This is a genomic window from Chryseobacterium bernardetii (assembly GCF_003815975.1).
Taxonomy (GTDB): Bacteria; Bacteroidota; Bacteroidia; order Flavobacteriales; family Weeksellaceae; genus Chryseobacterium; species Chryseobacterium bernardetii.
In genome coordinates, this window is the sequence record NZ_CP033932.1 from 4,023,871 (window position 1) to 4,045,680 (window position 21,810).

General features: G+C 35.9%; 21 protein-coding genes and 1 riboswitch. Of the genes, 11 read left to right on the plus strand and 10 right to left on the minus strand.

Annotation, left to right across the window (positions count from 1 at the left end):
• The first annotated feature begins 5 nt into the window (after window positions 1-5).
• Window positions 6-1,205 carry a GTP-binding protein gene (locus EG339_RS18260; protein ID WP_123871356.1) on the plus strand — a complete coding sequence of 400 codons (1,200 nt, stop codon included), beginning with the start codon at window positions 6-8 and terminating at the stop codon, window positions 1,203-1,205.
• 80 nt (window positions 1,206-1,285) lie between these two features.
• Window positions 1,286-2,680, plus strand: a complete 1,395-nt coding sequence (locus tag EG339_RS18265; RefSeq protein WP_123871357.1) for an alkaline phosphatase — start codon at window positions 1,286-1,288, stop codon at window positions 2,678-2,680.
• A 100-nt stretch (window positions 2,681-2,780) separates the two neighbouring features.
• Here EG339_RS18265 and EG339_RS18270 read toward each other — a convergent pair whose 3' ends face one another.
• Window positions 2,781-3,572, minus strand: coding sequence for an XRE family transcriptional regulator (locus EG339_RS18270; protein WP_123871358.1), 792 nt, complete (start codon window positions 3,570-3,572; stop codon window positions 2,781-2,783).
• Between the two features lie 438 nt (window positions 3,573-4,010).
• On the opposite strand from EG339_RS18270, the gene EG339_RS24340 reads away from it, so the two are divergent.
• Complete coding sequence (locus tag EG339_RS24340) at window positions 4,011-4,295, plus strand: bacteriocin-like protein (protein WP_066694205.1); 285 nt, start codon at window positions 4,011-4,013, stop codon at window positions 4,293-4,295.
• A gap of 120 nt (window positions 4,296-4,415) precedes the next feature.
• On the opposite strand, the gene EG339_RS18280 is transcribed toward EG339_RS24340, so the two are convergent.
• A complete protein-coding gene (locus EG339_RS18280; protein WP_123871359.1) occupies window positions 4,416-5,354 on the minus strand; it encodes an ISAon1 family transposase in 939 nt (312 codons plus the stop codon).
• 19 nt (window positions 5,355-5,373) lie between these two features.
• Complete coding sequence (locus EG339_RS18285) at window positions 5,374-5,727, minus strand: ISAon1 family transposase N-terminal region protein (protein ID WP_123869105.1); 354 nt, start codon at window positions 5,725-5,727, stop codon at window positions 5,374-5,376.
• 167 nt (window positions 5,728-5,894) lie between these two features.
• Here EG339_RS18285 and EG339_RS18290 point away from each other — a divergent pair, with 167 nt between their 5' ends.
• The gene (locus EG339_RS18290; RefSeq protein WP_123871360.1) at window positions 5,895-8,279 is read left to right on the plus strand and encodes a TonB-dependent receptor; all 2,385 of its coding nucleotides are present in this window, start codon (window positions 5,895-5,897) and stop codon (window positions 8,277-8,279) included.
• Between the two features lie 76 nt (window positions 8,280-8,355).
• On the opposite strand, the gene EG339_RS18295 is transcribed toward EG339_RS18290, so the two are convergent.
• Window positions 8,356-8,817, minus strand: a complete 462-nt coding sequence (locus EG339_RS18295; protein WP_123871361.1) for an Lrp/AsnC family transcriptional regulator — start codon at window positions 8,815-8,817, stop codon at window positions 8,356-8,358.
• A 186-nt stretch (window positions 8,818-9,003) separates the two neighbouring features.
• Window positions 9,004-9,188, plus strand: a riboswitch (cobalamin riboswitch).
• 175 nt (window positions 9,189-9,363) lie between these two features.
• On the opposite strand from EG339_RS18295, the gene metE reads away from it, so the two are divergent.
• Window positions 9,364-11,667, plus strand: a complete 2,304-nt coding sequence (gene metE / locus EG339_RS18300) for a 5-methyltetrahydropteroyltriglutamate--homocysteine S-methyltransferase (protein ID WP_123871362.1) — start codon at window positions 9,364-9,366, stop codon at window positions 11,665-11,667.
• Window positions 11,668-11,768: 101 nt separating this feature from the next.
• Here metE and EG339_RS18305 read toward each other — a convergent pair whose 3' ends face one another.
• Together EG339_RS18305 and EG339_RS18310 are read right to left on the minus strand one after the other, a co-directional pair.
• A complete protein-coding gene (locus tag EG339_RS18305; protein ID WP_123871363.1) occupies window positions 11,769-12,575 on the minus strand; it encodes an anti-sigma factor in 807 nt (268 codons plus the stop codon).
• 1 nt (window position 12,576) lies between these two features.
• Complete coding sequence (locus EG339_RS18310; protein WP_262706870.1) at window positions 12,577-13,029, minus strand: RNA polymerase sigma factor; 453 nt, start codon at window positions 13,027-13,029, stop codon at window positions 12,577-12,579.
• Between the two features lie 464 nt (window positions 13,030-13,493).
• Here EG339_RS18310 and EG339_RS18315 point away from each other — a divergent pair, with 464 nt between their 5' ends.
• The 3 genes from EG339_RS18315 to EG339_RS18325 all read left to right on the plus strand — a co-directional run bounded on the left by EG339_RS18315 (window position 13,494) and on the right by EG339_RS18325 (window position 15,700).
• On the plus strand, window positions 13,494-14,063 hold the full coding sequence (locus EG339_RS18315) for a fasciclin domain-containing protein (RefSeq protein WP_123871365.1): 570 nt from the start codon (window positions 13,494-13,496) through the stop codon (window positions 14,061-14,063).
• 82 nt (window positions 14,064-14,145) lie between these two features.
• Window positions 14,146-14,859, plus strand: coding sequence for a ferritin-like domain-containing protein (locus EG339_RS18320; protein ID WP_123871366.1), 714 nt, complete (start codon window positions 14,146-14,148; stop codon window positions 14,857-14,859).
• 25 nt (window positions 14,860-14,884) lie between these two features.
• A complete protein-coding gene (locus EG339_RS18325) occupies window positions 14,885-15,700 on the plus strand; it encodes a ferritin-like domain-containing protein (protein ID WP_123871367.1) in 816 nt (271 codons plus the stop codon).
• Between the two features lie 68 nt (window positions 15,701-15,768).
• Here the strand turns inward: EG339_RS18325 and EG339_RS18330 are convergent, their stop codons facing one another.
• Entirely contained in the window at window positions 15,769-16,197 is a 429-nt protein-coding gene (locus EG339_RS18330) for a GNAT family N-acetyltransferase (RefSeq protein ID WP_123871368.1), read from the minus strand.
• A gap of 57 nt (window positions 16,198-16,254) precedes the next feature.
• The gene (locus tag EG339_RS18335; protein WP_123871369.1) at window positions 16,255-16,833 is read right to left on the minus strand and encodes a Crp/Fnr family transcriptional regulator; all 579 of its coding nucleotides are present in this window, start codon (window positions 16,831-16,833) and stop codon (window positions 16,255-16,257) included.
• 331 nt (window positions 16,834-17,164) lie between these two features.
• On the opposite strand from EG339_RS18335, the gene EG339_RS18340 reads away from it, so the two are divergent.
• From EG339_RS18340 to EG339_RS18350, 3 genes are all read left to right on the plus strand, one after another.
• A complete protein-coding gene (locus EG339_RS18340; RefSeq protein ID WP_123871370.1) occupies window positions 17,165-18,658 on the plus strand; it encodes a BspA family leucine-rich repeat surface protein in 1,494 nt (497 codons plus the stop codon).
• 202 nt (window positions 18,659-18,860) lie between these two features.
• Complete coding sequence (locus EG339_RS18345) at window positions 18,861-19,646, plus strand: hypothetical protein (protein ID WP_185147659.1); 786 nt, start codon at window positions 18,861-18,863, stop codon at window positions 19,644-19,646.
• A gap of 187 nt (window positions 19,647-19,833) precedes the next feature.
• Window positions 19,834-20,133: a hypothetical protein gene (locus EG339_RS18350; RefSeq protein WP_123871371.1), complete on the plus strand. Its 300-nt coding sequence runs from the start codon at window positions 19,834-19,836 to the stop codon at window positions 20,131-20,133.
• A 519-nt stretch (window positions 20,134-20,652) separates the two neighbouring features.
• Here the strand turns inward: EG339_RS18350 and EG339_RS18355 are convergent.
• A complete protein-coding gene (locus EG339_RS18355) occupies window positions 20,653-21,249 on the minus strand; it encodes a hypothetical protein (RefSeq protein WP_123871372.1) in 597 nt (198 codons plus the stop codon).
• A complete protein-coding gene (locus tag EG339_RS18360) occupies window positions 21,246-21,794 on the minus strand; it encodes a hypothetical protein (RefSeq protein WP_123871373.1) in 549 nt (182 codons plus the stop codon). The genes EG339_RS18355 and EG339_RS18360 overlap by 4 nt, the downstream gene beginning before the upstream one ends.
• Window positions 21,795-21,810 lie beyond the last annotated feature (16 nt).

Sequence of the window (21,810 nt, forward strand, 5' to 3'; positions counted from 1 at the left end):
CAAATATGAAGAAGAAACTCCCCGTAACAGTACTCAGCGGCTTTTTAGGAGCCGGAAAAACAACCTTATTAAACCATATTCTGCATAATAAACAAGGTTTAAAAGTAGCTGTTATTGTGAATGATATGAGCGAAGTGAATATTGATGCCCGGTTGGTAGAGAATCAGAATACCCTTTCCAGAACGGAAGAAAAACTGGTTGAAATGAGTAATGGATGCATCTGCTGTACGTTGAGAGAAGATCTTATGGTAGAAGTGGAACGTTTAGCCCACGAAAACCGTTTCGACTATCTTTTGATCGAAAGTACAGGCATCAGCGAACCTATTCCCGTAGCACAAACATTTACTTATACTGACGAAGAAAATGGAATAGACCTTTCCCGTTTCAGCTATATAGACACCATGGTAACAGTAGTAGATGGGTTTAATTTCATGAAAGATTTTGCTTCCCATGAACGGTTGGCAGACCGTGATCTTACGGATATTGAAGGAGATCACCGTACTATTGTCAATCTTCTTACAGATCAGATTGAGTTTGCCAATGTTATTATTTTAAATAAAACAGACTTAGTTGACTCTGGAACACTTGGCTTTTTGAAATCAGCAATCAAGAAACTCAACCCTGAAGCTGCCATTATGGAATCAGAATTTGGCAAAATTGATCCTCAGCATATTTTAAATACAAAACTCTTTGATTTTGATAAAGCACAGGCGTCAGCAGGCTGGCAAAAAGAATTACAATCTGAACATCATACCCCTGAAACAGAAGAATACGGAATAGGTTCTTTGGTATTTAGAGATAAAAGGCCATTTCATCCGCTAAGGCTTTGGGAATTTCTCAATAATTATCCCGAAGGCATATTAAGGGCTAAAGGGCTTTTCTGGTTAGCCTCAAGATCAGATGATGCTTTAAATTTTTCCCAGGCAGGAGGCTCATTTCGCCTGGAGAAGGCAGGAGTGTGGTGGAGCAGTATGCCTATGAGCCATAGGGTGCAATACGCATCATTTGTAGAGAATCAGGAATTTATTGAGAGCAGATGGGATAAATACTGGGGTGACAGAATAAATGAACTGGTTTTTATAGGACAGTATCTGGATAAAGAACAAATCCTGCAGGACCTTTCCATCTGCCTTATCAATGACCAGGAAAAGGAACTATTTGACCAAAAGATAGATTTTGAAGACCCGTTTCCCCAGCATATTTAAAATTTAACCATTTATTAATGCAACTAAGTATCATTAAATAAAAATATAAAAATAACTTAGTCTATCATTTTTTATACTATATGGATAGAAGAAAATTTCTAAAAGGCTCAGCATTACTTACCGGGTTATTATCCCTTTCACCGTCTGAGCTTTGGAGTTCAAGCAAAAATACAGGACATCCAAAAGCTGGAAAGGCAAAAAATATCATATTCATGATTAGCGATGGAATGAGCCTCGGGACGCTTTCAATGGCGGATCTTTATTCCAGGAATATTTTGGGAAAAGAAAGTCAATGGCTCAGCTTATATCGTGAGAAGAAAGTCTCACGCGCATTGATGGATACAGCTTCTGCAAACTCTATCGTAACAGATTCTGCCGCTGCAAGTTCTGCTTTTGGAGGCGGAATAAGGGTACAAAACGGTGCCTTAAATATAGGGGCAAATGGTGAAGTTCATGTCCCAATATGGCAGAAATATAAAAAAGCCGGGAAAAAGATCGGTTGTGTTACAACAGTTACTGTTACCCATGCTACCCCTGCCGGTTTCTGTATCAATTCCGCCAAAAGAAATGCAGAATCTCAAATTGCTGAAATGTATGCAGAGCTGGGCTTCGATGTACTGATGGGAGGCGGAGATGAATTTTTTAACCCTTTAAAAAGAGAAGATCAGAAAGACCTTTATTCCGTTTATAGAAAAAAGAACTTTCAGATTGTAAAGAATCGTACAGATCTTCAAAACATCACAAAAGGAAACAGTGTTTTAGGCATCTTCAGTACAGGAGCTTTACCTTACAGTATTGACAGAACTCATCTTAAAGAGCTTCAGAATACACCTACTTTAGCGGAGATGACCAGCGCGGCTATTGATCAGATGAAAGAACATCCTGAAGGTTTTGTCCTTCAGATTGAAGCAGGAAAAGTAGACTGGGCTGCTCATGCCAATGATATAGCAGCACTGATTCATGATCAGCTGGCATTTGATGAAGCAATAAAAAAAGTAATGGATTTTGCTGAAAAAGATGGAAATACTTTAGTAATTATTACTACAGATCACGGAAATGCCAATCCGGGAACCATTTATGGAGCTGCTGCTACAAAAAATTTCAACAGTATTTCAAACTATCAATATACCAATGAATATATCCTGAATAGAATTCATAAAGATTATTCTGCAAAAGATATTAAAGACTGGATCTATGAAGCTAACAAACTTATTCTGACAGATGAGGAAGCCAGGCATTTACAAAGTTTTTATAACGGGCTTGAGAAAGAAGAAGGACTTTATAATTATAAGAAACTGCCATTTAAACTTTATTCCGAAATTCAAAAAAACCGGAACTCAGTAGGCTGGATCAGTATGGACCACTCAGGAGATTATGTAGAAGTAGCGGCCTACGGACCGGGAAGTCAGCTTTTACAGCCTTACATCAAAAATACAGATCTGCATCATCTTATGCTGGAAGCATCCCCTATATAACTGAAAGTTTCATATCATATATCATTTTTAATTTGGTTTCAGAACAGGCTCTACAAAATAATTGAAGAGCCTGTTTATTGTATCCGGCAAACCGGTATATTTATTTTGAAGACTTTCTACGGCGTGCAGAAACCTTTTTGTCCAATTCTCTGATATCCTGTCTTAATTCCCTGAACATTTCCTTGAAATTGTAACTCTCATAATCTCCCGGCTCAAAATCTTCAGGGAAAATTCCTGAAGCATACTGCCAGATTTCTACAATATCCTCAAGCGGAATATCATAGGGCTCATAAAAAGAGTTATCTGCACTCACACAAATAGCATTTCCTTTATGCTCTTTAAAACGTTTATAGGTAATCCCGTCATTCTGAGTAATGAAAACATAAGTCTTTCCGGGTTTCAGTTCGCTAACCCCTTCCACATATTTTCCTACAATGTATGAACCATTTCTGAAAGGCGGCATAGAATCTCCGTCTGCGGGAAAAGCCCTGTATTTTCCATTATTTAAGAAGGGGAGGGCAATACGCTGAAGACTTTCAATATATCCTACATCGCTGTAACCTTCCAGATATCCCATGGAAGCTTTTTGCGGAATGATTTCTATGGTATCATTTCCAAGGTCATCCACTGCCACCGGAAGAATAATTCTGTTATCCGGAAGTTTCAGCATATCTTCCGTAGAATATTTTTGAAGATCAACAGATAATAACAGATCTATACTTACATGAAAATATTTGGATATCTTAATAAGAAGCTCAATAGGAGGCTCTGAAATTCCGTTTTCGTATTTAGAATATCTCACCCGGGAGATTGCAAGGTCATCTGCTACATTTTGCTGAGAAAGCTTTCTCTTCGCTCTCAGGGAGCGTATATTATTTGAAAAAATTGACATTGATAGAAATATGTCCGCAAAAATACGAATTTTGCCTGCTGTTATCAATAATACATTATGGCTTTTGCCATAAAATTTGGAGAATTTTATAATTTGTTAACTAAAGCCAATACAACGGGTTGAAAAAGCACCTTTTTTACCTGCTTTCACCTTCATTTTTAGCTTTAGTCAACCTCATTTTAACATATTTTAAATATTAACCATAAAAAAATTCATTTAGATTAAAAATATTAACTCCAATATTTAAAATTTGAAATATGTTTTTTAAAATTTAGTAAATCAGCCAGATACAATTAAAAAACGATATTCATAATATTAAACATTTATATTAACAAAATATTAAATGATAAAATTATTTAATTATTTTATTCAAAATAATATGAGCTTATTATTATTTATCATATATTTGTGATGTATTAATCATATAAAATTTTAATCATGAAAAATTTCAAAAAACTAGACAGAAACGAACTAAAATCTATTTCAGGAGAAGGATTACTTGATCCAATCGGTGGATTAATCGGTGGTCTAGGTGGCGTTGTTGGTGGCGTTATCGGAGGAGTAGGTACTATCGTTGGCGGTGTTGTTGGCGGTGTAGGTTCTACAGTAGGTGGAGTTATCGGCGGTGTAGGTACCGTTGTAGGAAACGCTTTATGCCAAACACAGTGCGTAGTTAATGGTGTAATCCACATCAAATTATTAGAATGTGGTTCTACTTGCTAATCAGCAGCTCCATTAAAAGTTAAAAAGGTATACCGCTCTGAAAAGAGCGGTTTTATTATTTTCATAAAAGAGCATTTCAAATAAATAAAAACATACCGGATCAAGTGCAAAAGTTGGGGACTAGGCAAAAAGTTTAGCTAATCTGAAGATAAAAAAGGTTCTGTCTTTTACTCCTCTGAGCTGCATTCTGAAGTTTTTTATTTTCGCATTGAAAGATTCAGCAGCAGCATTGGTGCTTCTTTGATCAAAGTAGTTGAGAATATTTCTATAATGATTCATTATTGTTTTTCTTAAGGTAGAAAAAGATTTAAAATCTGCTTCTTCCACATTTCTAAACCAATGGGCTAGTTTAGTCATGGCTACAGATTTCGAAATATTCTGGTTATAAATTTTTCTAAGTCCATCAGTCAATTCATATGCCTGTTCCAGATCAGGATACTGGGTAAAAAGGATCGAAGCTCTTTGTTTCTGGGACAGAGTCCATTTCTCACGGCTTTTATATAGTAAATACCTGCTTCTTGCCAGGAGCTGTTTCCGGGTATCTCCATTTGTAAAAACTTCTGTTTCAGCTGAGTGACTGTTAAGAGGATTGTTTTCCATTTCAATAGCCTCCCAGCGATGCCTGATCCTGATCTCCTGAAGGGCCTCTATGGACAGCTTCTGAACATGAAAACGATCAATAACCTGTACTGCATCAGGAAAGCAGCGTTGGGCAATACGCTTCATGGAACCCGCCATATCCAATGTAATTTCGTTTACCTTCATCCGAAGTTTTCTGCTGATCTTCAAAAGATGTGTGATGACAAAATCACTTTGGGTACCTTTTATCATAGCAACAATACTTCCTTTTCTCCCTTTTGCTTTTTTGGAGGTAAGAACGGTATAAAGTTCTCCATCAGATAATGCTACTTCGTCTAAAGATAAGGAGGCTGAGATATTTCCAGGGTAAATGATCCAGTCCTCTGCGTGCGGTTTTTGTTCCCAGCTATGATATTCGCTGAGATTATTCTTGTATTGCCTCTGGAAGGTCTTGCCTTTGATCCCGAAAAATTCTGCTATAACTTTTAGGGGAAGAGCTTTAGTGTCTGCTAATTTTTTTTAAGAAGACTGCCAAATCCTTTGTCATGCGTGTGCCTTTCGCTACAAGCTGCCAGTCTCTCTGAAGGATCTCACCGGAGGATTTATCTGTCCATCTTCTTCTTTTCACATGGAGCTTTACGATTTTACCCCGTAATGGATAATCATCTACAATGATTTCAGGTAAAAAGCCCTTGGATTCAAGTCTCCTTTCTTTAAATTCATGGGGAATACTGTTTCTTTCTTCGAAATAAATATGAAGTTCTGCATCATGAGTTTCTGCTTTGAGGATATCAAAGTGTTCAACTAAAAATTCCGGAAGTAATAATTTAAGAAGGTCGTGATCGCTTAACATGATGCAAAGATAAAACTACTTAACATTCCCCCCAACTTTTGAGACTGAGCCAACATACCCAACTATCTACTAGTTGTTTAACCTTACTGACAAGAACAATAAGGCAACAATGTTGCATTAATAAATTTAATTATCTAGATTTGCCAGATAATTAAAGTAATATGCACATGAAAAAGAGCCTTTATTTTTTGATAGGAAGCTCACTTATTTATTCCTCATCACTACTGAAAGCGCAGAAACTTAATCCTGGAAAGAATGTTATAAAAGACATAGAATCTGTCCAGATTCAGGGAAAATCAGATGATAACAATGTAACTATTTCAAGAAAGAAGTTGGACTTCATTCAGTCCAACACTTTAGGTGAAACATTGAGAAGGATTCCAGGTATTCAAAACTCTGGATATGGGCCCAATGCGGGAGCTCCTGTTATCAGAAGTCTCAGTGGAAACCGTGTAAAAATACTGGAAACCGGAGTAGCAGTAAATGACCTTTCCGGAATAAGCCCGGATTTTAATACGGATATAGAAATGAACAGTGTTCAAAACATTACTGTTTATAAAAACTCAGCGTCAGTTCTTTATGGAGGGAAGGCCATTGGAGGAGCTATTGATATTGAAACAGATTATATTTCCCGTCAGTTGCCCAATAAAAAGATGAATGTTCGCGGACTGCTTGAAGGCGGAAGCAATAGTGGACAAAAACAGGCATTTTCAGCAAAAGGAGTTATCACAAAAAACTGGGCATGGTCCGTAGGCGGGGCTAATCAAAAACAGGAAATTGTCAGAATTCCAGGAAAATCCAAGGACAGCAGATGCTATGACCCATCATTAGTAGGTTTTAATAGTATTTTACAATCTCTTTGCCAGGTAAACGTAGATTCAAGACATGTACTCAATAAAAGTCTTTTTCCTTACATCAGTCAGTTTGCTTTAGACCATATGATAGAATATGAACTTTCTGAAGGAGATCTTTACACATTCAGCCCTACCTATTACAATCCTTCTGATGGTAAACACTATCCCAACCCTAAGAATCAATTGTATATCGCTGGTCAGGATCCTGTGAAAGACCGCTATAAAGATGAAGTCAATAATATCAGAGATTATGTTCAAACAAAAGATGGAGAAATTCCTAACAGCCATTCGGAAAGTAATTCTTTTTATGTTGGAACAAGTTATATAGGAAAAACGTTCTATGCTGGTGTGGCCTATCAAAACTCTTATTCATATTTTGGCGTTCCCGGCTATACTCTCTCCAAAATGCCGCAGCATTCCCACGGAAAGCCTCAGCCTCAAATAGAGTATCTTCCTATCAATATCAGAAGTTTATCTCATAAAGCGATGTTTGAATCCGTTTATAAATTTACCAACTTTCCCATTTCCAGTATAAAATTGAATTACATGGGAGTATTTTCAAAAAACTCTGAACTCATTGATCGTCATAGAGCCAACCAATTCGAAGTGAATCAGCATAACGGACGTTTAGAAATGGTACAGCAGAAGCTGAAATTCTTAAATGGAACCACAGGTCTTGATGTTCAGTATAGAGACATGACCGGAAATGGGAAGCAGAGATATTTGCCTGATAATATAAGTCGTGAAATCGGCATATTTACAATGCAGCATCTTGACTTCAACAGCTTTCAACTGGATCTGGGTTATAGAAATGACCATGTTCAACGCAGAGCAGATGCAGATAAAAAATTTGTTAGAAGCCGTGGGCTTTCAGGAGGAAAACTCAGCGATAGAGATTTTACACTTCACCAGCTGCATACTTCAGCTCAATGGAACATCTTTAAAAAAGCTTATCTAAAAGCCCAGTATAATTATTCCGAAAGAGCTCCTGAAGTGAATGAACTTTACGCAGGAAATAATCATTTTGTTATTCTGACAGAAGAAAACGGAGATGACAAACTGGATAAAGAAACAGCAAAAACAATAGAACTGGGGGCAGGAATTAATCTGAAGAATATTCGTGTATCTGCCAATTGGTATCATACTTTCTATAAAAATTATATTTATCTGGCCCACACCGGAATTTCCCGCGAAGTTTTCCTTGTCAAAGAATGGCGTGCCGATGATACTGAAATCAATGGAATTGAAGCTGAAGCTACTTACAAAATTGATTTTAATAAAATGGGAAAGTGGGAAATAGGAGCGTATTATGATCTGGTACGAAATATCAGTGTTGCCGATAGTTCAATAAGAAAATGGAGCGATGGTGATTATATGCCCAATATGCCTACCAGCCGCTTTGGTTTCAATCTGGAAGGAAATGTACAGAATTTCAGTATCAATATTGCTTTGGATCATTATTTAAAACAAAAATACTTAGGAAAGAATATTAATCCTGAACTTCCAATGTTTGCATTTTCATTGCTTAATGTGCGCATTTCTTATAAAGACGATAGCTTAGGAATAGGAAATCTGGAATATTATATCACGGGAAATAATCTGTTGAATTCTGAAGCAAGACTTCAAAACTCACAGCTAAAGTTTCTAAGTCCGTTACCAGGTATTAATATCTCAGCCGGAATAAAAATAACAATATAATCTGTATTTTGGGGCAGAACACATGAAACATGATTATTTTTAAACTGTGAATGCCCCAATTTTAACAGCTCCCTTTTTATAAAGTTAACCCATGGTTATTCTTTACTTCAGCCATTACAAATGTACTGTGGGTACTTCCAATAGAATCTACAGAGCCTAGTTTATTAAAAACAAAATCCTGATAGTGTTTCATATCCCGGACCTGAACTTTCAGGAGAAAATCAAAATCGCCGGAAATATTATAGCATTCTGCCACTTCCGGAATTTCCATAATTTCTTTTACAAAATCATATCCCACAGACCGGTCATGGATCTTTAATTTGATCTGGCAAAACACCGTAAATCCCCGGTTTAGCTTTTCAGCATCCAGTACAGCTGCATATCTTTTCACAAAACCTTCCTGCTCTAGCCGCTTTACTCTTTCAAAAACGGGAGAAGGCGACAGGTTAATCTCCTTAGCAAGTTCTTTAACGGTTAATTTGGCATTGTTCTGAAGCAGTTTCAGTAGTTTTATATCCTTATCATCAAGTTGTTCCACAGAATATTATTCTTTTACAATTTATAATCTTTCAAATTTACAGAATTATATTCTTTAAAAAGATACTTTAAAAGCTAAATTAACTAAATAAAATATATTTAATTAATAATATATTCTGTTTTAATAATTTTACACAAAATTAAAATCTGTTACTCTTTGTATTGATAACAGATATGTTCTTTACCATCTTCATCAAACAGGAAAGGTTTTACTGAAGGTAGATTAATAGGGAATCGTGTGAGAATCACGAGCTGTCGCGCAACTGTAAGTAACACACCAAAGGCTTCCGTCCTTGTATATCCACTGCCAAAAGCGGGAAGGATGACGGAACTGTTACAAGCCAGGAGACCTGCCTTTACTGAATTGACAATGCTTTCGCGGTCTGAAGCTTTTGAGTCATACAGATGATATAGTACAGTGCATTTCTCTTTGGAGAATTGTACCTATTGCTTATATCATTGATTTCAAAAGAGTTTATTATCCGTACAGGCATTCGAAGCATTTCAAAGAGCATTGAAGATAAAGTGTAATCTAAAATTTGTAAAAATGCAAACTCACATTCTGGGCTATCCGCGTATTGGTAGCAAAAGAGAACTTAAGAAAGCCTGCGAACAGTATTGGTCAGGCAAAATTGTTTTGGAAGAACTTCTTACCGCAGGAAGAACAATCTGCAGCCAAAACTGGAACCTTCAGAAAGAAGCAGGAATTGATCTTATTCCATGCAATGATTTTTCTTACTATGATCAGGTGCTGGATATGAGCCTTGTGGTAGGCGCTATCCCTGCACGTTACCATGAAGTAGCACTTAAAAAGAACAATTCTGAACTGGATCTTTATTTTGCTATGGCAAGAGGCTATCAGAAAGACGGATTGGATATTACAGCCATGGAAATGACCAAGTGGTTTGATACCAATTACCATTATATTGTTCCTGAGTTTTTTAAAAATCAACAATTTAAATTAACTTCAGATAAAATATTCAATGAATTTGCAGGTGCTAAACAGGCAGGAATCAATGCAAAGCCTGTTATCATCGGCTTAGTGTCTTATTTGCTGCTAGGAAAGGAAAAAGAAGAAGGATTTGATAAACTGGATCTCGCTCATAATCTACTTTCTGTTTATATTGAAATAGTATCAAAGCTTCAGCTTCAGGGTGCTGAATGGATTCAGTTTGACGAACCATTCTTAGCATTGGATATCACTGAAAAGGCAAAAGAAACCTACACTTTTGTATATGCTGAACTCAGAAGGCTTTTTCCAAAGCTTAAGTTCATTGTAACTACTTATTTTGAAGGATTAAGGAATAATTTACCTCTTGCCGTTTCGCTTCCGGTGAATGTACTGCATATTGATCTGGTAAGATGCCCGGAACAGCTGGAGGATGTTCTCCACGGTATCCCTGAAAGCCTTAGCTTATCTCTTGGAGTAGTAGACGGAAGAAACATCTGGAAGAATAATTATGAAAAATCTCTTTCACTGATAGCCAAAGCAGCCGGAAAACTGGGACCTGAAAGAGTCTTCATTGCACCATCCTGTTCTCTGCTGCATTCACCATGTGATTTAGACTTTGAAACGGCCCTTGAACCCGAAATAAAGAACTGGCTGGCTTTTGCCAAACAAAAGGTAAAAGAAGTAGCAGTCCTTAAAGAATTGGCTTCCGGAACAACAGACAATAACATTCTGCAGGACTTTGAAGCTAATAAAAAAGCAGTTTCACACAGAAAAACTTCACCACTTATCCATAATAAGGAAGTAAAGCTAAGAGCTGAATCCGTTACAGAAAAGGATTCGCAAAGAAAAAATGCTTTTAACATCCGTAAAGAACAACAGCAAAAAGCGCTACAGCTTCCATTATTTCCTACAACCACTATAGGATCATTTCCACAAACTGCCGAAGTAAGAAGCTGGAGGGCTAAATTTAAAAAAGGTGAATTAACGGCAGAACAGTATGATGCTTTATTAAAAGAGGAAACCAGAAGAACGATCCGCTGGCAGGAAAACATAGGAATTGATGTTCTTGTTCACGGAGAGTATGAGCGTAATGATATGGTGGAGTATTTCGGAGAACAGCTGAAAGGTTTTATTTTCACCAGAAACGGATGGGTACAGAGCTACGGTAGCCGTTGCGTAAAACCTCCCATCATATTTGGAGATGTTTCCCGTCCGGAGCCTATGACGGTTTACTGGTCTCAATATGCTCAATCTCAAACAGACCAATGGGTAAAAGGAATGTTAACAGGACCTGTTACTATTTTACAATGGTCGTTTGTACGTGATGATCAGCCGCGTTCTGAAACCTGTAAACAGATTGCCCTGGCCATTCGTGATGAAGTTCAGGATCTTGAAAAGGCGGGAATCCGAATTATTCAGATTGACGAACCTGCCATCCGTGAAGGGCTTCCATTGAGAAAAACCGACTGGCAGAATTATCTGAAATGGGCTGTAGAAGCTTTTAAAATATCAGCCAGTGGAGTAGAAGACACTACCCAAATCCATACCCATATGTGCTATTCAGAATTTAACGATATCATTAAGAATATTGCTGATATGGATGCTGACGTGATAACGATAGAATGCTCAAGGTCGCAAATGGAACTTTTACAGGCTTTTGCAGACTTCAGATATCCTAATGAAATTGGCCCTGGTGTTTATGATATACATTCACCCAGAGTTCCATCCAAGGAAGAAATGACAGCATTACTGATGAAAGCCCAACAGGTAATTCCTGCCCAGCAGCTTTGGGTTAACCCGGATTGTGGTTTAAAAACCAGACATTGGGAAGAAACCGAAAAAGCTTTAATTGCGATGGTAGCTGCCGCTAAAGAAGTTTCTGTAGAATTTGCATCTTAAATACTTTCAAGTCCATAAAAAATAAAAGCATCCGGCCGGATGCTTTTATTTTTTTTATTTTTGAAGCAGAAATGCTGTAATTTAGAATATACTGCCTTTCACTAAATTCCTCCCATTACAAACATATTTTCCATTGTTGGAACCGGGCTTCCGCCTTCTTTTTCAAGAGTGACCGCAAAGGCCTGCGCTTTAGGTATACTAGCCAAAGCAACCTGGCTGTCTTTATCTTCTGAATACATTCCTGCACTTACAGGTTTTCCATCTTCTATAGCCCAAAGCTGATATTGCATTCCTGCAGGGGCCTTAGGTAAATTTTCTGCATTAAGATAAACGTCTTTTGTCTTTTTGTCCCAGAAAACCATTGCTTTTGCCTCCTTATGATTTTCTACACCTTTTAACATAACCATCTGCATATCAGGATTAGAAAACATCGCAATTTTTTGATTCATTTTTTGAATTCTAAGATCCTGGGATTGTTTCTCAGTCTTCATAACTGCAATTTCTTTTTGCACTTCAGATTGTTTACTGAACCAGAAAAGATTCCCGGCAATACTTGCTAAAAATAAAACAGAAGCAGCAATCCCTAAAGTTTTCCAGGGAGCTGTCTTTTTAATTTCATACACTTCCGGAGAAGAGGCGGTAGAAATTTCCTCAGAAAGAGTTTTTTCTTCTTCTGGATTCTGTTCCTGCTGGATCTTGCTCCAAATTTTAGATTTCAAATCACCTGGAGGTGCTATAGCCTGTGCTGTAGCGAGATTTTCCATGGTTTTTTGAGCCTCTTCAAAAGCGGCCTTTACTTCAGCATTATTCTTTCTCACACATTCCAAAATACCTGCTTCCTCAGGAGAAGCATGACCTAGAATATAAGATTCTATAATTCCGGATGATATGTATTCTTTAGTGTTCAATTTATTGATAATCTTTTAACAAGTCCTTTAATTTCATTAATGCATTCCGCATTTTTGTCTTTACAGTTCCAAGCGGTATCTTCAGTTTTTCAGAAATCTCATGCTGTGTATATCCCTGGTAATAAGAAAGATTGATGAGTTCCTGTTTGTCAACTTCCAGATTTTCAAGAACGTTATTAAATCCAATATAATCAACTGAATTATTGACTGTTGAAAGTTCTGTAGTATTATATACGAAATCGGGAAGGGGTTGGTTTTTTAGCTCATTCTGGAATCCTTTAGATTTCAGATAATCTATAGCAGTATTTCTTGCAATATTAATGATCCAGGTATAAAATCTCCCTTTAGAAGCATCATATTGATGAATAGAATTCCAGATTTTAACAAAAACATCCTGAATAACTTCCTCGGCATATTCTTTAGACTGAACAATACGAAGAACAATACCATACAACGCACCGGAATAGTGATCATACAGATAATGAAATCCATTTTCGTTTTTTTCTTTTAATAAAACGATAAGTTCTTCTTCAGAAAAGGTTGTTTTAATAGTTTTTATTTTTCACCAAATGTAATAAAATAATACATATATCAAACAAAATCCAAATAATCTTTTATTCCTTAAATGATTTAAAGAATATTATTTAACAGGTATTCAATATGAAAATTTAAAGTTGTTGGGCAATTTGAGAGCAATAACCGTTGCTAATACAAGATATAAACAGTCTTTTAAATCGGAACCTTACAACTCATCATATACAGCAGATAATTTTCTAAACACGGGCAAGTTAAAAAATAAACACCTGATTACCTGTTACTTAATAAATATTTTACTTTTTTTCAATCTAAAATAAATCCAAACTCGTAAATGACATTAAGAACACAAATTAATAATAATTCATTAAAAAAATCATTACAATGAAAACACAGTCAAAAATCACAGTTTTAGCAATGGTAGCTTTATCATTCGTCTTGAGTGGGAAGGTAACTGCACAGATGATGAAAGAAAAAACAGTAATGGTAGGAGGTGCTCCTATGTATCCTTCTAAAAATATTATTGAGAATGCCGTCAATTCTAAAGATCATAAGACTTTAGTAGCCGCAGTAAAAGCTGCTGGGCTGGTAGAAACACTAGAAGGAAAAGGACCTTTCACAGTGCTGGCTCCTACAGATGCAGCGTTCTCAAAGCTGCCAAAAGGAACGGTAGAAAACCTGGTGAAACCTGAAAACAAAGCGACGCTTACAGGCATATTAACTTACCATGTTCTGCCAGGAAGATACAGTGCCAAAGAAATCTGGGCTGCAGTGAAATCTGGGAACGGAAAAAGCATGATGAAAACAGTACAGGGTGAGGAACTTACCTTCTGGACAAAAGGAAAAGACCTTTACATCAAAGATGCGAAAGGAAACAGCGCTAAAGTGACGATTGCAGATGTGAATCAGTCTAACGGGGTTATTCATGTAATAGATACGGTTCTTATGCCGTAGTGAAGCAAAATATAAACAGCATATTTGAAGTGTGCTGTTTTTTTCTTCCGATCATTTATCAAACACTTTAAAAATTAATATTATGAAAAAAATGATTCATGTTTCTAATCAGGGGGCCACTCTTGATACAAGCAGAAGAAACTTTTTAAAATTGAGTGGAGTAGGATTGGCAATTGCAGGACTCACAATGATAGGTTGTAATGATGATGATGACTTTCAGATGATGGATAACAGCAGGATCTTTGATTTAGGAGCCGGAGATGTAGGCGTTTTAAATTATGCGTACGCCCTTGAGCAGCTGGAGGCTGATTTTTACACCAAAGTAGTGAATAATTTTTATACCGGAATTTCCAGTATTGAAAAAGAGATTTTTACTGATCTCTACCATCATGAAGTAATCCACAGAGACTTTTTTAAAGCAGCAATAAGCGGTGCTACCCAAAATGTGCTTCCAAAACTTGACTTTCAATACCCTAATGTAAATTTTAATGACAGAAATTCTGTACTCGCTACTGCCAAAGCACTGGAAGACACAGGGGTTGCTGCTTATAACGGTGCCGGAAAGTATATTTCAAATGCGGATTATCTTGTTATTGCAGGAAAAATAGTTTCTGTAGAAGCAAGACATGCTTCTGCTATCAGGAATCTCATCAATCCCGGATCTGCTGATTTTTCCGGTGATGATGTGATAGACGCCAATGGTCTTGATCTTGCTAAAGAGCCAAAAGACATTGTGATGGCTGCAGGAGGGTTTATAAAAACCCGCTTTACATGGAAAGAAAGAGGTATTAACTAATTATTCATCTTCAAAAACTTGTATTATGAACATTCTTAAATTATTAGATAAGCTTTCTCATGATAAATTTTTCACAACGGAAGCATCCCGATTAGAAGCTATTACCCAAGCATCCGTATTGGGAAAAAAGACAGCTGTTGCCGCTGTTCCTCTGGGATTAGGCACTTTAATGACTACGTCAGCAAAAGCGGAAACGGTAAACACAAAGATTACCGGAGCAGCTCTTAAAAGTACTTTAACAGATGCTTTACAACTCGCTTTGGTCCTTGAATATCTTGAAAACGAATACTATGCTATGGGATTATCCGCAGCAGGATTAATTCCCAATGCAGACAGAACTGTTTTTATGCAGATTTCCAAACATGAATCTGCCCATGTTAGCTTTCTGAAAAGTACCCTTACTTCTTTGGGAGTGACACCCGGAAACAAGCCAACTTTTGATTTTACGGCAAACGGTAATTTTTCTCCATTTACGGATTACAACCAATTTCTCATTCTGGCGCAGGCTTTTGAAGATACGGGAGTAAGAGCTTATAAAGGGCAGGCTGGAAATGTTATGTCCAATAAAGTTGTTCTTCAGGCGGCATTACAAATTCACTCTGTAGAAGCAAGGCATGCTTCACAGGTTAGAAGAATGAGAGCTAATAAAGGTTGGATTGAGCTTGCCAACGGAGGCAATATGCCATCAGCAACTGATCCTGTCTACAAAGGGGAAGATAATGTTAACCAGGCCGGCTATAACACCGGAACAGCATTCGGAGCAGCTGCCGGCTCTGCAGCATACGATGAATTCCTGAGTGGGAGTGATGCACAGGCTATAGCCTCACTATTTATTGTATAGTAAGAAATCAATATTATAAAATTCAAAAGCATCCCCTGGGATGCTTTTGAATTTATAAATTATTTCAATTATAACTCTAAACCCATATGTAAAATTGGATATTCTTTCCCTTGTCCGTCTGATTCTGACCTGCCCAGAACATGAAAACCGATATGCTTATAAAACCCGACAGCCTGTATATTTTGCTCGTTTACATCTACTTTGGTTATTTCTAAACGGTCCGTCCCATAACGGATCAGTTTTTTGCCAATTCCTTTCCCGCGATAATCATTATGGATAAACAGCATTTCAAGATTTCCTTCTGCAACGCCCATAAATCCGGCTAAAACATTGGCTTCTTCGAATCCAACTAAAGTAACATGCTCAAAATATCCGGAAATTTGTTCTTTATAATAATTAAAATCTTCTTTTTTTAGAAAATCGTGAGTATTCAGGACGGCACTTTCCCAGATACTCATCAATTGTGGGTAATCTTTTTCCGTAATTTCTCTAATCATAATATAGTTGTATGGTGCAAAAGTCCATATTTATCAGTAAACAGCACTGAACCTGGGTTAAAAAATACGTTTACGTATCCTACTGAGCGCCTGCGGAGTGATTCCCAAATAAGAAGCGATGTCTTTTAAGGGAATATCATTGAAAGTAGTTCCATACTCTGTCATCATCTGCAGGTAATACTCTTCCGGAGAGTATTTTATCAGATCTATATTCCGGTTGAGAAGTTTATTCAGCAATCTGGCAGTCAGATCTTCAAAAACCGTTTTCAAATCCGGTATGGCTTTGTAAAGTCTTTCCGCCTGCTGATAATCAATCTTATATATTACACAATCTGTGATGGTTTGTACATTAAAAGTAGAGGGTTCCTGCAAAGTAAAAGAGATGTTAGATAAAGAAAAGGAACCTTCTTTGCAAAACCAGAAAGTCTGTTCTTCACCTTTATGATTTAAAGTCCAGCAACGGGCGATTCCATTGAAAATGAAATAACTGTATTTTTCCCATTCACCTTCTTTGATGAGAAAAGTATTCTTTTTAACCAAAATTCTTTCAAAAAACTGGTCAAACAACTCAGAATCAGTTGAGTTGAATCTATGAATGTCTACCTTAAATTCTTTGAATAATTTTTCTAACAGCATAATTTAACAATAGGAGAGTACAATATACATTTTATTTGATATGTGTTAAAACCGGATAAAAATAAAGTGATACAATTCTAAAATCTTTATTTTTTTTATCACAGATTGCTCAGATTTTCACAGATGTTTACGCTTAGAAAAATAAATCATAAATTATTAATTATCAGGCAAATAAAATCAATATTATTTTTTAAAAAAATACTTTTAAAATTATAATACGACACGTTCTGTCGCTATGCGTCTATATCTTTGTATTAGAGATAAGATCAAGAACCCCGGGAAGTTACAGTCTTATTAAACCAATTTTAACTTTAAACTATTATTTTAATTTATGTACAAAAAACAACTAGTAATCATTTTTCTTTTTCTATTTTTTATTTCTTATGCACAGAATGAATTTATTACTTTATGGAAGCCTAACATCAGTGGAACCATAGATAATTCAATATCTTTTGGCGGTACAGGAACCAACTATACCATTAGCTGGGAAGAAGTAGGATATCCCCAACATAACGGGGTACTCTCTGTAACCTCAAACAGCACTATTTTTATGACCATTTCTTTTGAAACTTCTTTGAATCCAAATCCTATCCAGGCAACCTACAAAGTGAAGGCATCCAATGGTAATGGAATATTTTATGGATTTAAAGCTAACGCATCTATGAATTCCGGTGGAAATCCGGAACTCTTCGAAGTGAGCCAATGGGGCGATATCCTTTGGCTTCAGCAATTCGATCAAGGATTTTCGAACTGTCCAAACCTTAATGTAACCGCTACAGATGTTCCTAACCTGACACAAATCAACAATGTATCCAAAATGTTCTTTAATTGTCCATCTTTGATTGGTAATTCTTCATTTGCTAACTGGAACACAGGCAACATTACGAATATGAACGGCATGTTTAGCAAGGCAAAATTGTTTAATCAGCCTATTGGGACCTGGAATACAGCAAAAGTAACAGATTTTCGGGATATGTTTTCTTACGCATCTTCTTTTAATCAAAATATCTCTGCCTGGAATACCTCTTCCGGAACCAATTTCATTTCAATGTTCCAGGATGCAATAGCGTTCAACCAGCCATTAAATTCATGGAATACAAGCAATGCAACCAATTTCCGTTATATGTTCTCCAATGCTAAATCCTTTAATCAGCCTCTTAATAATTGGAACACCAGTAAAGTAGTAAGTTTTGATCAAATGTTTACCAATGCATCATCATTTAATCAGCCTATTGGAAACTGGGATGTTAGTAAAATTGGGGGAGCTTATGGTTTTATGATGTTTAATGGTGCTTCGCTTTTTGATCAGGATCTTTCTACCTGGAATATCAAGTTTCAAAATGTTCCTTCGGCTTATGTGTATTTCGGATTTAACAATTCCGGTTTATCATGTATTAATTATAATAAATTTCTAATTGCTCTCAGCAATAATCCTACATTATCAAACTTAGGATCCGCAATTGGAGTCATAGAAGCAGCGGGGTTAACTTATTCTACACCGCAAGCTATAATGGCAAGAGCTCAATTAACGAACAAAGGTTTTACCATTAATGGAGACACTTATAACCCGAGCTGCAACACCAACTTATCAACATCAGAAACTTCAAAACAAATAAAAATTCCGGCTTATCCAAATCCGACAACAGGAGTAATTACTATTGAATCCACTACTAACGAGAATGCTTATTTATATGATATTACAGGTAAAATGATAAAAAATGTGATTTTAAATAAAGGAAACAACCGTATTGACCTTACTGAATATCCGTCTGGGAACTATTTATTGAAAAGCAATACGATTTTCACTAAAATCATTAAAAAATAAGCTGCTTTTATTTAATCTGGACATCAGTTTTCAAAATGATTATTGATATCAATTCAGCTCCAATGCCAATGGTTTTGGGGCTGAATCTGTTAAAAATTCAGTCATTGGAATGAGTTTTATAAAATTGTAAAATTTATTTATACTCGTTAGTAAATAAGTTTCCTAAATATGCTAATCTAACTTCATTCAAGGTTGAATCTATATGAAAAAAGTATTTATATTTCTAGCAGTTGCTTTTGCATTGCAATCCTGTAAAAATGAAAAGCAGAAATCAACTGAAAACAAAAATACAGAAAATCAAAAAACGGAACAGAGCAATACTCCTGTAAATCAATCACCTGAAAATACTGAAGGAAAGAAAAATCCAAGTGATTTTGTACCGAAAGGTTATGTAATCAACAAATATGAAGGAGGTATCTCAGCTGAAGGCTGGGATGAAATAAGAGGAGACCTGAATAAAGATGGCCTTGAAGATGCAGTGCTTATCATTAAAGGAACAGACAAAAGTAAAATTATACAGGACGAAGATCGCGGTACATTAGATAGAAACCGAAGAGGGATTATTGTCCTTTTGAATAAAGGGAATTACTATGAATTAGCTTCCAAAAACTACAGTTGCTTTTCCTCCGAAAATGAGGATGGCGGTGCCTATTTTGCTCCTGAGTTAAGTGTAAGTATTGAAAAAGGAAATTTACACATCAATTATGGACACGGAAGATATGGAAACTGGGGATATACTTTTAGGTATCAAAATGGAGACATGGAGCTTATTGGCTATGATTCTTATTCAAGCAATGGCCCGGTACCTCAATATGAAGTGAGCATTAATTTTCTGACCAAAAAGAAGCTCACAAAAGACAATTTAAATAAAGATGATGATGGAAATAATTATGAAGTCAAGTATAGGGATACCTGGGAAACCATCAAAGTCAATAATCTTATGAAATTATCTGAAATAAAGGATTTTGATGAGCTTGAGCTTCATTAGCATGAACAATCATTAATAGGAGAGTGCACTATGTTTTTTATAGTTGAGTGAACTTTTTCACAAACAACAATTTATTTCACAACTTACCAATTTTATGTAAATAAACTTTACGAGGTAAAACTTTTGTTTAAAGAAAGTTATGGACGCTAAACCATCTAATGAAAAGTAATAAGGGAGTTAAAATGTAATGATAGAAAACTACATACAATATGCAGGCGGTTATCAGAAAGACAATATTGGAGAAAAGGATATTGTAAAAGCGATAAAAGACATTCAATTAATGGATGACGAACATGGAGCTTTTTGGGTTTCAGTTATAACCGATAATGAACATGTGATCGAAGTAAACAAAAATCTGTCACTTTCCGTAATCTTTGAAGAACAAGAAACTAGATATCAAGCTATAGATTGGGAAGAAGTTGCTGAACTTTATAAACTATTGTTGCTTGAAAAATTCGATGAAATAGCCTCAAGAATAAAATTGTAGTTCCAAAGTAATAAAGGATTTGAATCAACGAAATGGAGCTCTGGAAAGAATATTTTGAAATTCATAAATATATTCAATTTAACATAATATAAATTATAGGAAAAATAGTATTATTGCAAAGGAGAGCATTATCTGTCATTTTATCCCTGTATAAGCTTATACAGTGTATAATCCAGAGCCTATATCGCCTGAACGCTTAATAACTATAAAAATGCCTGTTTAAGCTATACTATTTTAACTGTTGTAAACACAATGCATTCAGAAATAATTCTGAATCGAGTAATTACCATTCTACAATTTCTGTAAATGAAATTATAAATTCTCCAGCCAGATCCTATAATTTTCTGGTTTATAAAATTTAAAACGCTGACTACAGCTGATTTAAAACAGTCTATTGCTAATTGAATGACCACAGTGCCTGAAGTTCCTGATATTTCCCTTAAATAATTTTATAATTCCTTAGAAGCGATTCTGAGCCATTATATTCTAAAAATTTTCATCTGAAAGTTCAGGCTTATATTATGTTAAATTAAACCTTTCTGTCAAATAATCTTTAACGACTTCCCTAAATTCCTCCTTCGTCATAAACCGGTCTAAAAACATCTCAAAATTTCCTTCATTTTCAAGCTCATCAAAATAAACTTCATGATCTGTGCTGTAAACTGTTGGATTATACTCGTCAGGATCAGTGGTACATACAAAATAGTGATCCGGATATCCATAAGAATACATGACACACATAAATTCCGGCTTAGGAATCCCTACAATTTCCTCTACATAGTCTTGATCAATTAAATCTTCAAATTCCTCATGATCTTCAGAACCTTCTTTAAAAGGTGTAAACATCCAATCTTTCACAAAATACTGTCCATAGGCAGAATCATGGGCTGAAAAATAATGTGCCAGCAGGTTTTCATAGAACTTTTCCTGATTATTTTGATGTAGTTCTTTGTTGGATTCATAAAATTGGTCAATTCCGTAAACATCCCAGTCTTTATCGTATAAATAATGATTAAAAGTAATGTTCTTCCAGTTCTCTACAAAGCTTTTACCGGGATCTGCAGCCTCCGTATTTCCTCCTAAGGCTTTTATTTTATTAATAATAGTATCATTCATCTGTTATTTTTTATTGCATTATAATTCAATCCGCCATTCCATAATATATCTGTTATTTCTTCATGTCTGTATTCATAATAATTACCCTCTTTATCTTGATGAGACTGAAACAGCTTAATATGATAATCTTTAAAATTAAGTTTCAAAAAATCCGGAAAATAATTGCTTCCGAAGCATATATAGCTGTAAAACATCCCTTTAAAAGACTGGTCATCCGGATCAGGAATCTCAAACGTTTTCATTCTTCTTACTATGTCAGCCAATTCATCCTTTGTAATATCTTCAACAATCTGCGGATCTGGTAAGCTGATATCAAAAGACAAGTGCTCTGCCCCATCTTCTTCCCACCATTCCCAAAGATTGAAACGGGACATTTCCTTTCCGGTCATTATATGTAGCCTCTCTTCCAGCTTTTTATATTCAACAGAATCTTCATCTCCATGTTCATCACACCAGTCTGTATAATCTAAAATAAGCTTTAAAACTTCAGGATACCGCTTTTCCGCAGTTTCAAAATCCGGTTCTATTTTATCTCTTAACTTCATTACTAATTTCCCTACA

Excerpts from the sequence above, each read along its gene's own strand:
- EG339_RS18265 (WP_123871357.1), top strand. The coding sequence starts at position 1,286 with ATGGATAGAAGAAAATTTCTAAAAGGCTCAGCATTACTTACCGGGTTA.
- EG339_RS18355 (WP_123871372.1), bottom strand. The coding sequence starts at position 21,249 with ATGAATGATACTATTATTAATAAAATAAAAGCCTTAGGAGGAAATACG.
- EG339_RS18340 (WP_123871370.1), top strand. The coding sequence starts at position 17,165 with ATGTACAAAAAACAACTAGTAATCATTTTTCTTTTTCTATTTTTTATT.
- EG339_RS18315 (WP_123871365.1), top strand. The coding sequence starts at position 13,494 with ATGAAAACACAGTCAAAAATCACAGTTTTAGCAATGGTAGCTTTATCA.
- EG339_RS18360 (WP_123871373.1), bottom strand. The coding sequence starts at position 21,794 with ATGAAGTTAAGAGATAAAATAGAACCGGATTTTGAAACTGCGGAAAAG.
- metE (WP_123871362.1), top strand. The coding sequence starts at position 9,364 with ATGCAAACTCACATTCTGGGCTATCCGCGTATTGGTAGCAAAAGAGAA.
- EG339_RS18330 (WP_123871368.1), bottom strand. The coding sequence starts at position 16,197 with ATGATTAGAGAAATTACGGAAAAAGATTACCCACAATTGATGAGTATC.
- EG339_RS18350 (WP_123871371.1), top strand. The coding sequence starts at position 19,834 with ATGATAGAAAACTACATACAATATGCAGGCGGTTATCAGAAAGACAAT.
- EG339_RS18260 (WP_123871356.1), top strand. The coding sequence starts at position 6 with ATGAAGAAGAAACTCCCCGTAACAGTACTCAGCGGCTTTTTAGGAGCC.
- EG339_RS18335 (WP_123871369.1), bottom strand. The coding sequence starts at position 16,833 with ATGCTGTTAGAAAAATTATTCAAAGAATTTAAGGTAGACATTCATAGA.
- EG339_RS18290 (WP_123871360.1), top strand. The coding sequence starts at position 5,895 with ATGAAAAAGAGCCTTTATTTTTTGATAGGAAGCTCACTTATTTATTCC.
- EG339_RS18345 (WP_185147659.1), top strand. The coding sequence starts at position 18,861 with ATGAAAAAAGTATTTATATTTCTAGCAGTTGCTTTTGCATTGCAATCC.
- EG339_RS24340 (WP_066694205.1), top strand. The coding sequence starts at position 4,011 with ATGAAAAATTTCAAAAAACTAGACAGAAACGAACTAAAATCTATTTCA.
- EG339_RS18285 (WP_123869105.1), bottom strand. The coding sequence starts at position 5,727 with ATGTTAAGCGATCACGACCTTCTTAAATTATTACTTCCGGAATTTTTA.
- EG339_RS18270 (WP_123871358.1), bottom strand. The coding sequence starts at position 3,572 with ATGTCAATTTTTTCAAATAATATACGCTCCCTGAGAGCGAAGAGAAAG.
- EG339_RS18325 (WP_123871367.1), top strand. The coding sequence starts at position 14,885 with ATGAACATTCTTAAATTATTAGATAAGCTTTCTCATGATAAATTTTTC.
- EG339_RS18320 (WP_123871366.1), top strand. The coding sequence starts at position 14,146 with ATGAAAAAAATGATTCATGTTTCTAATCAGGGGGCCACTCTTGATACA.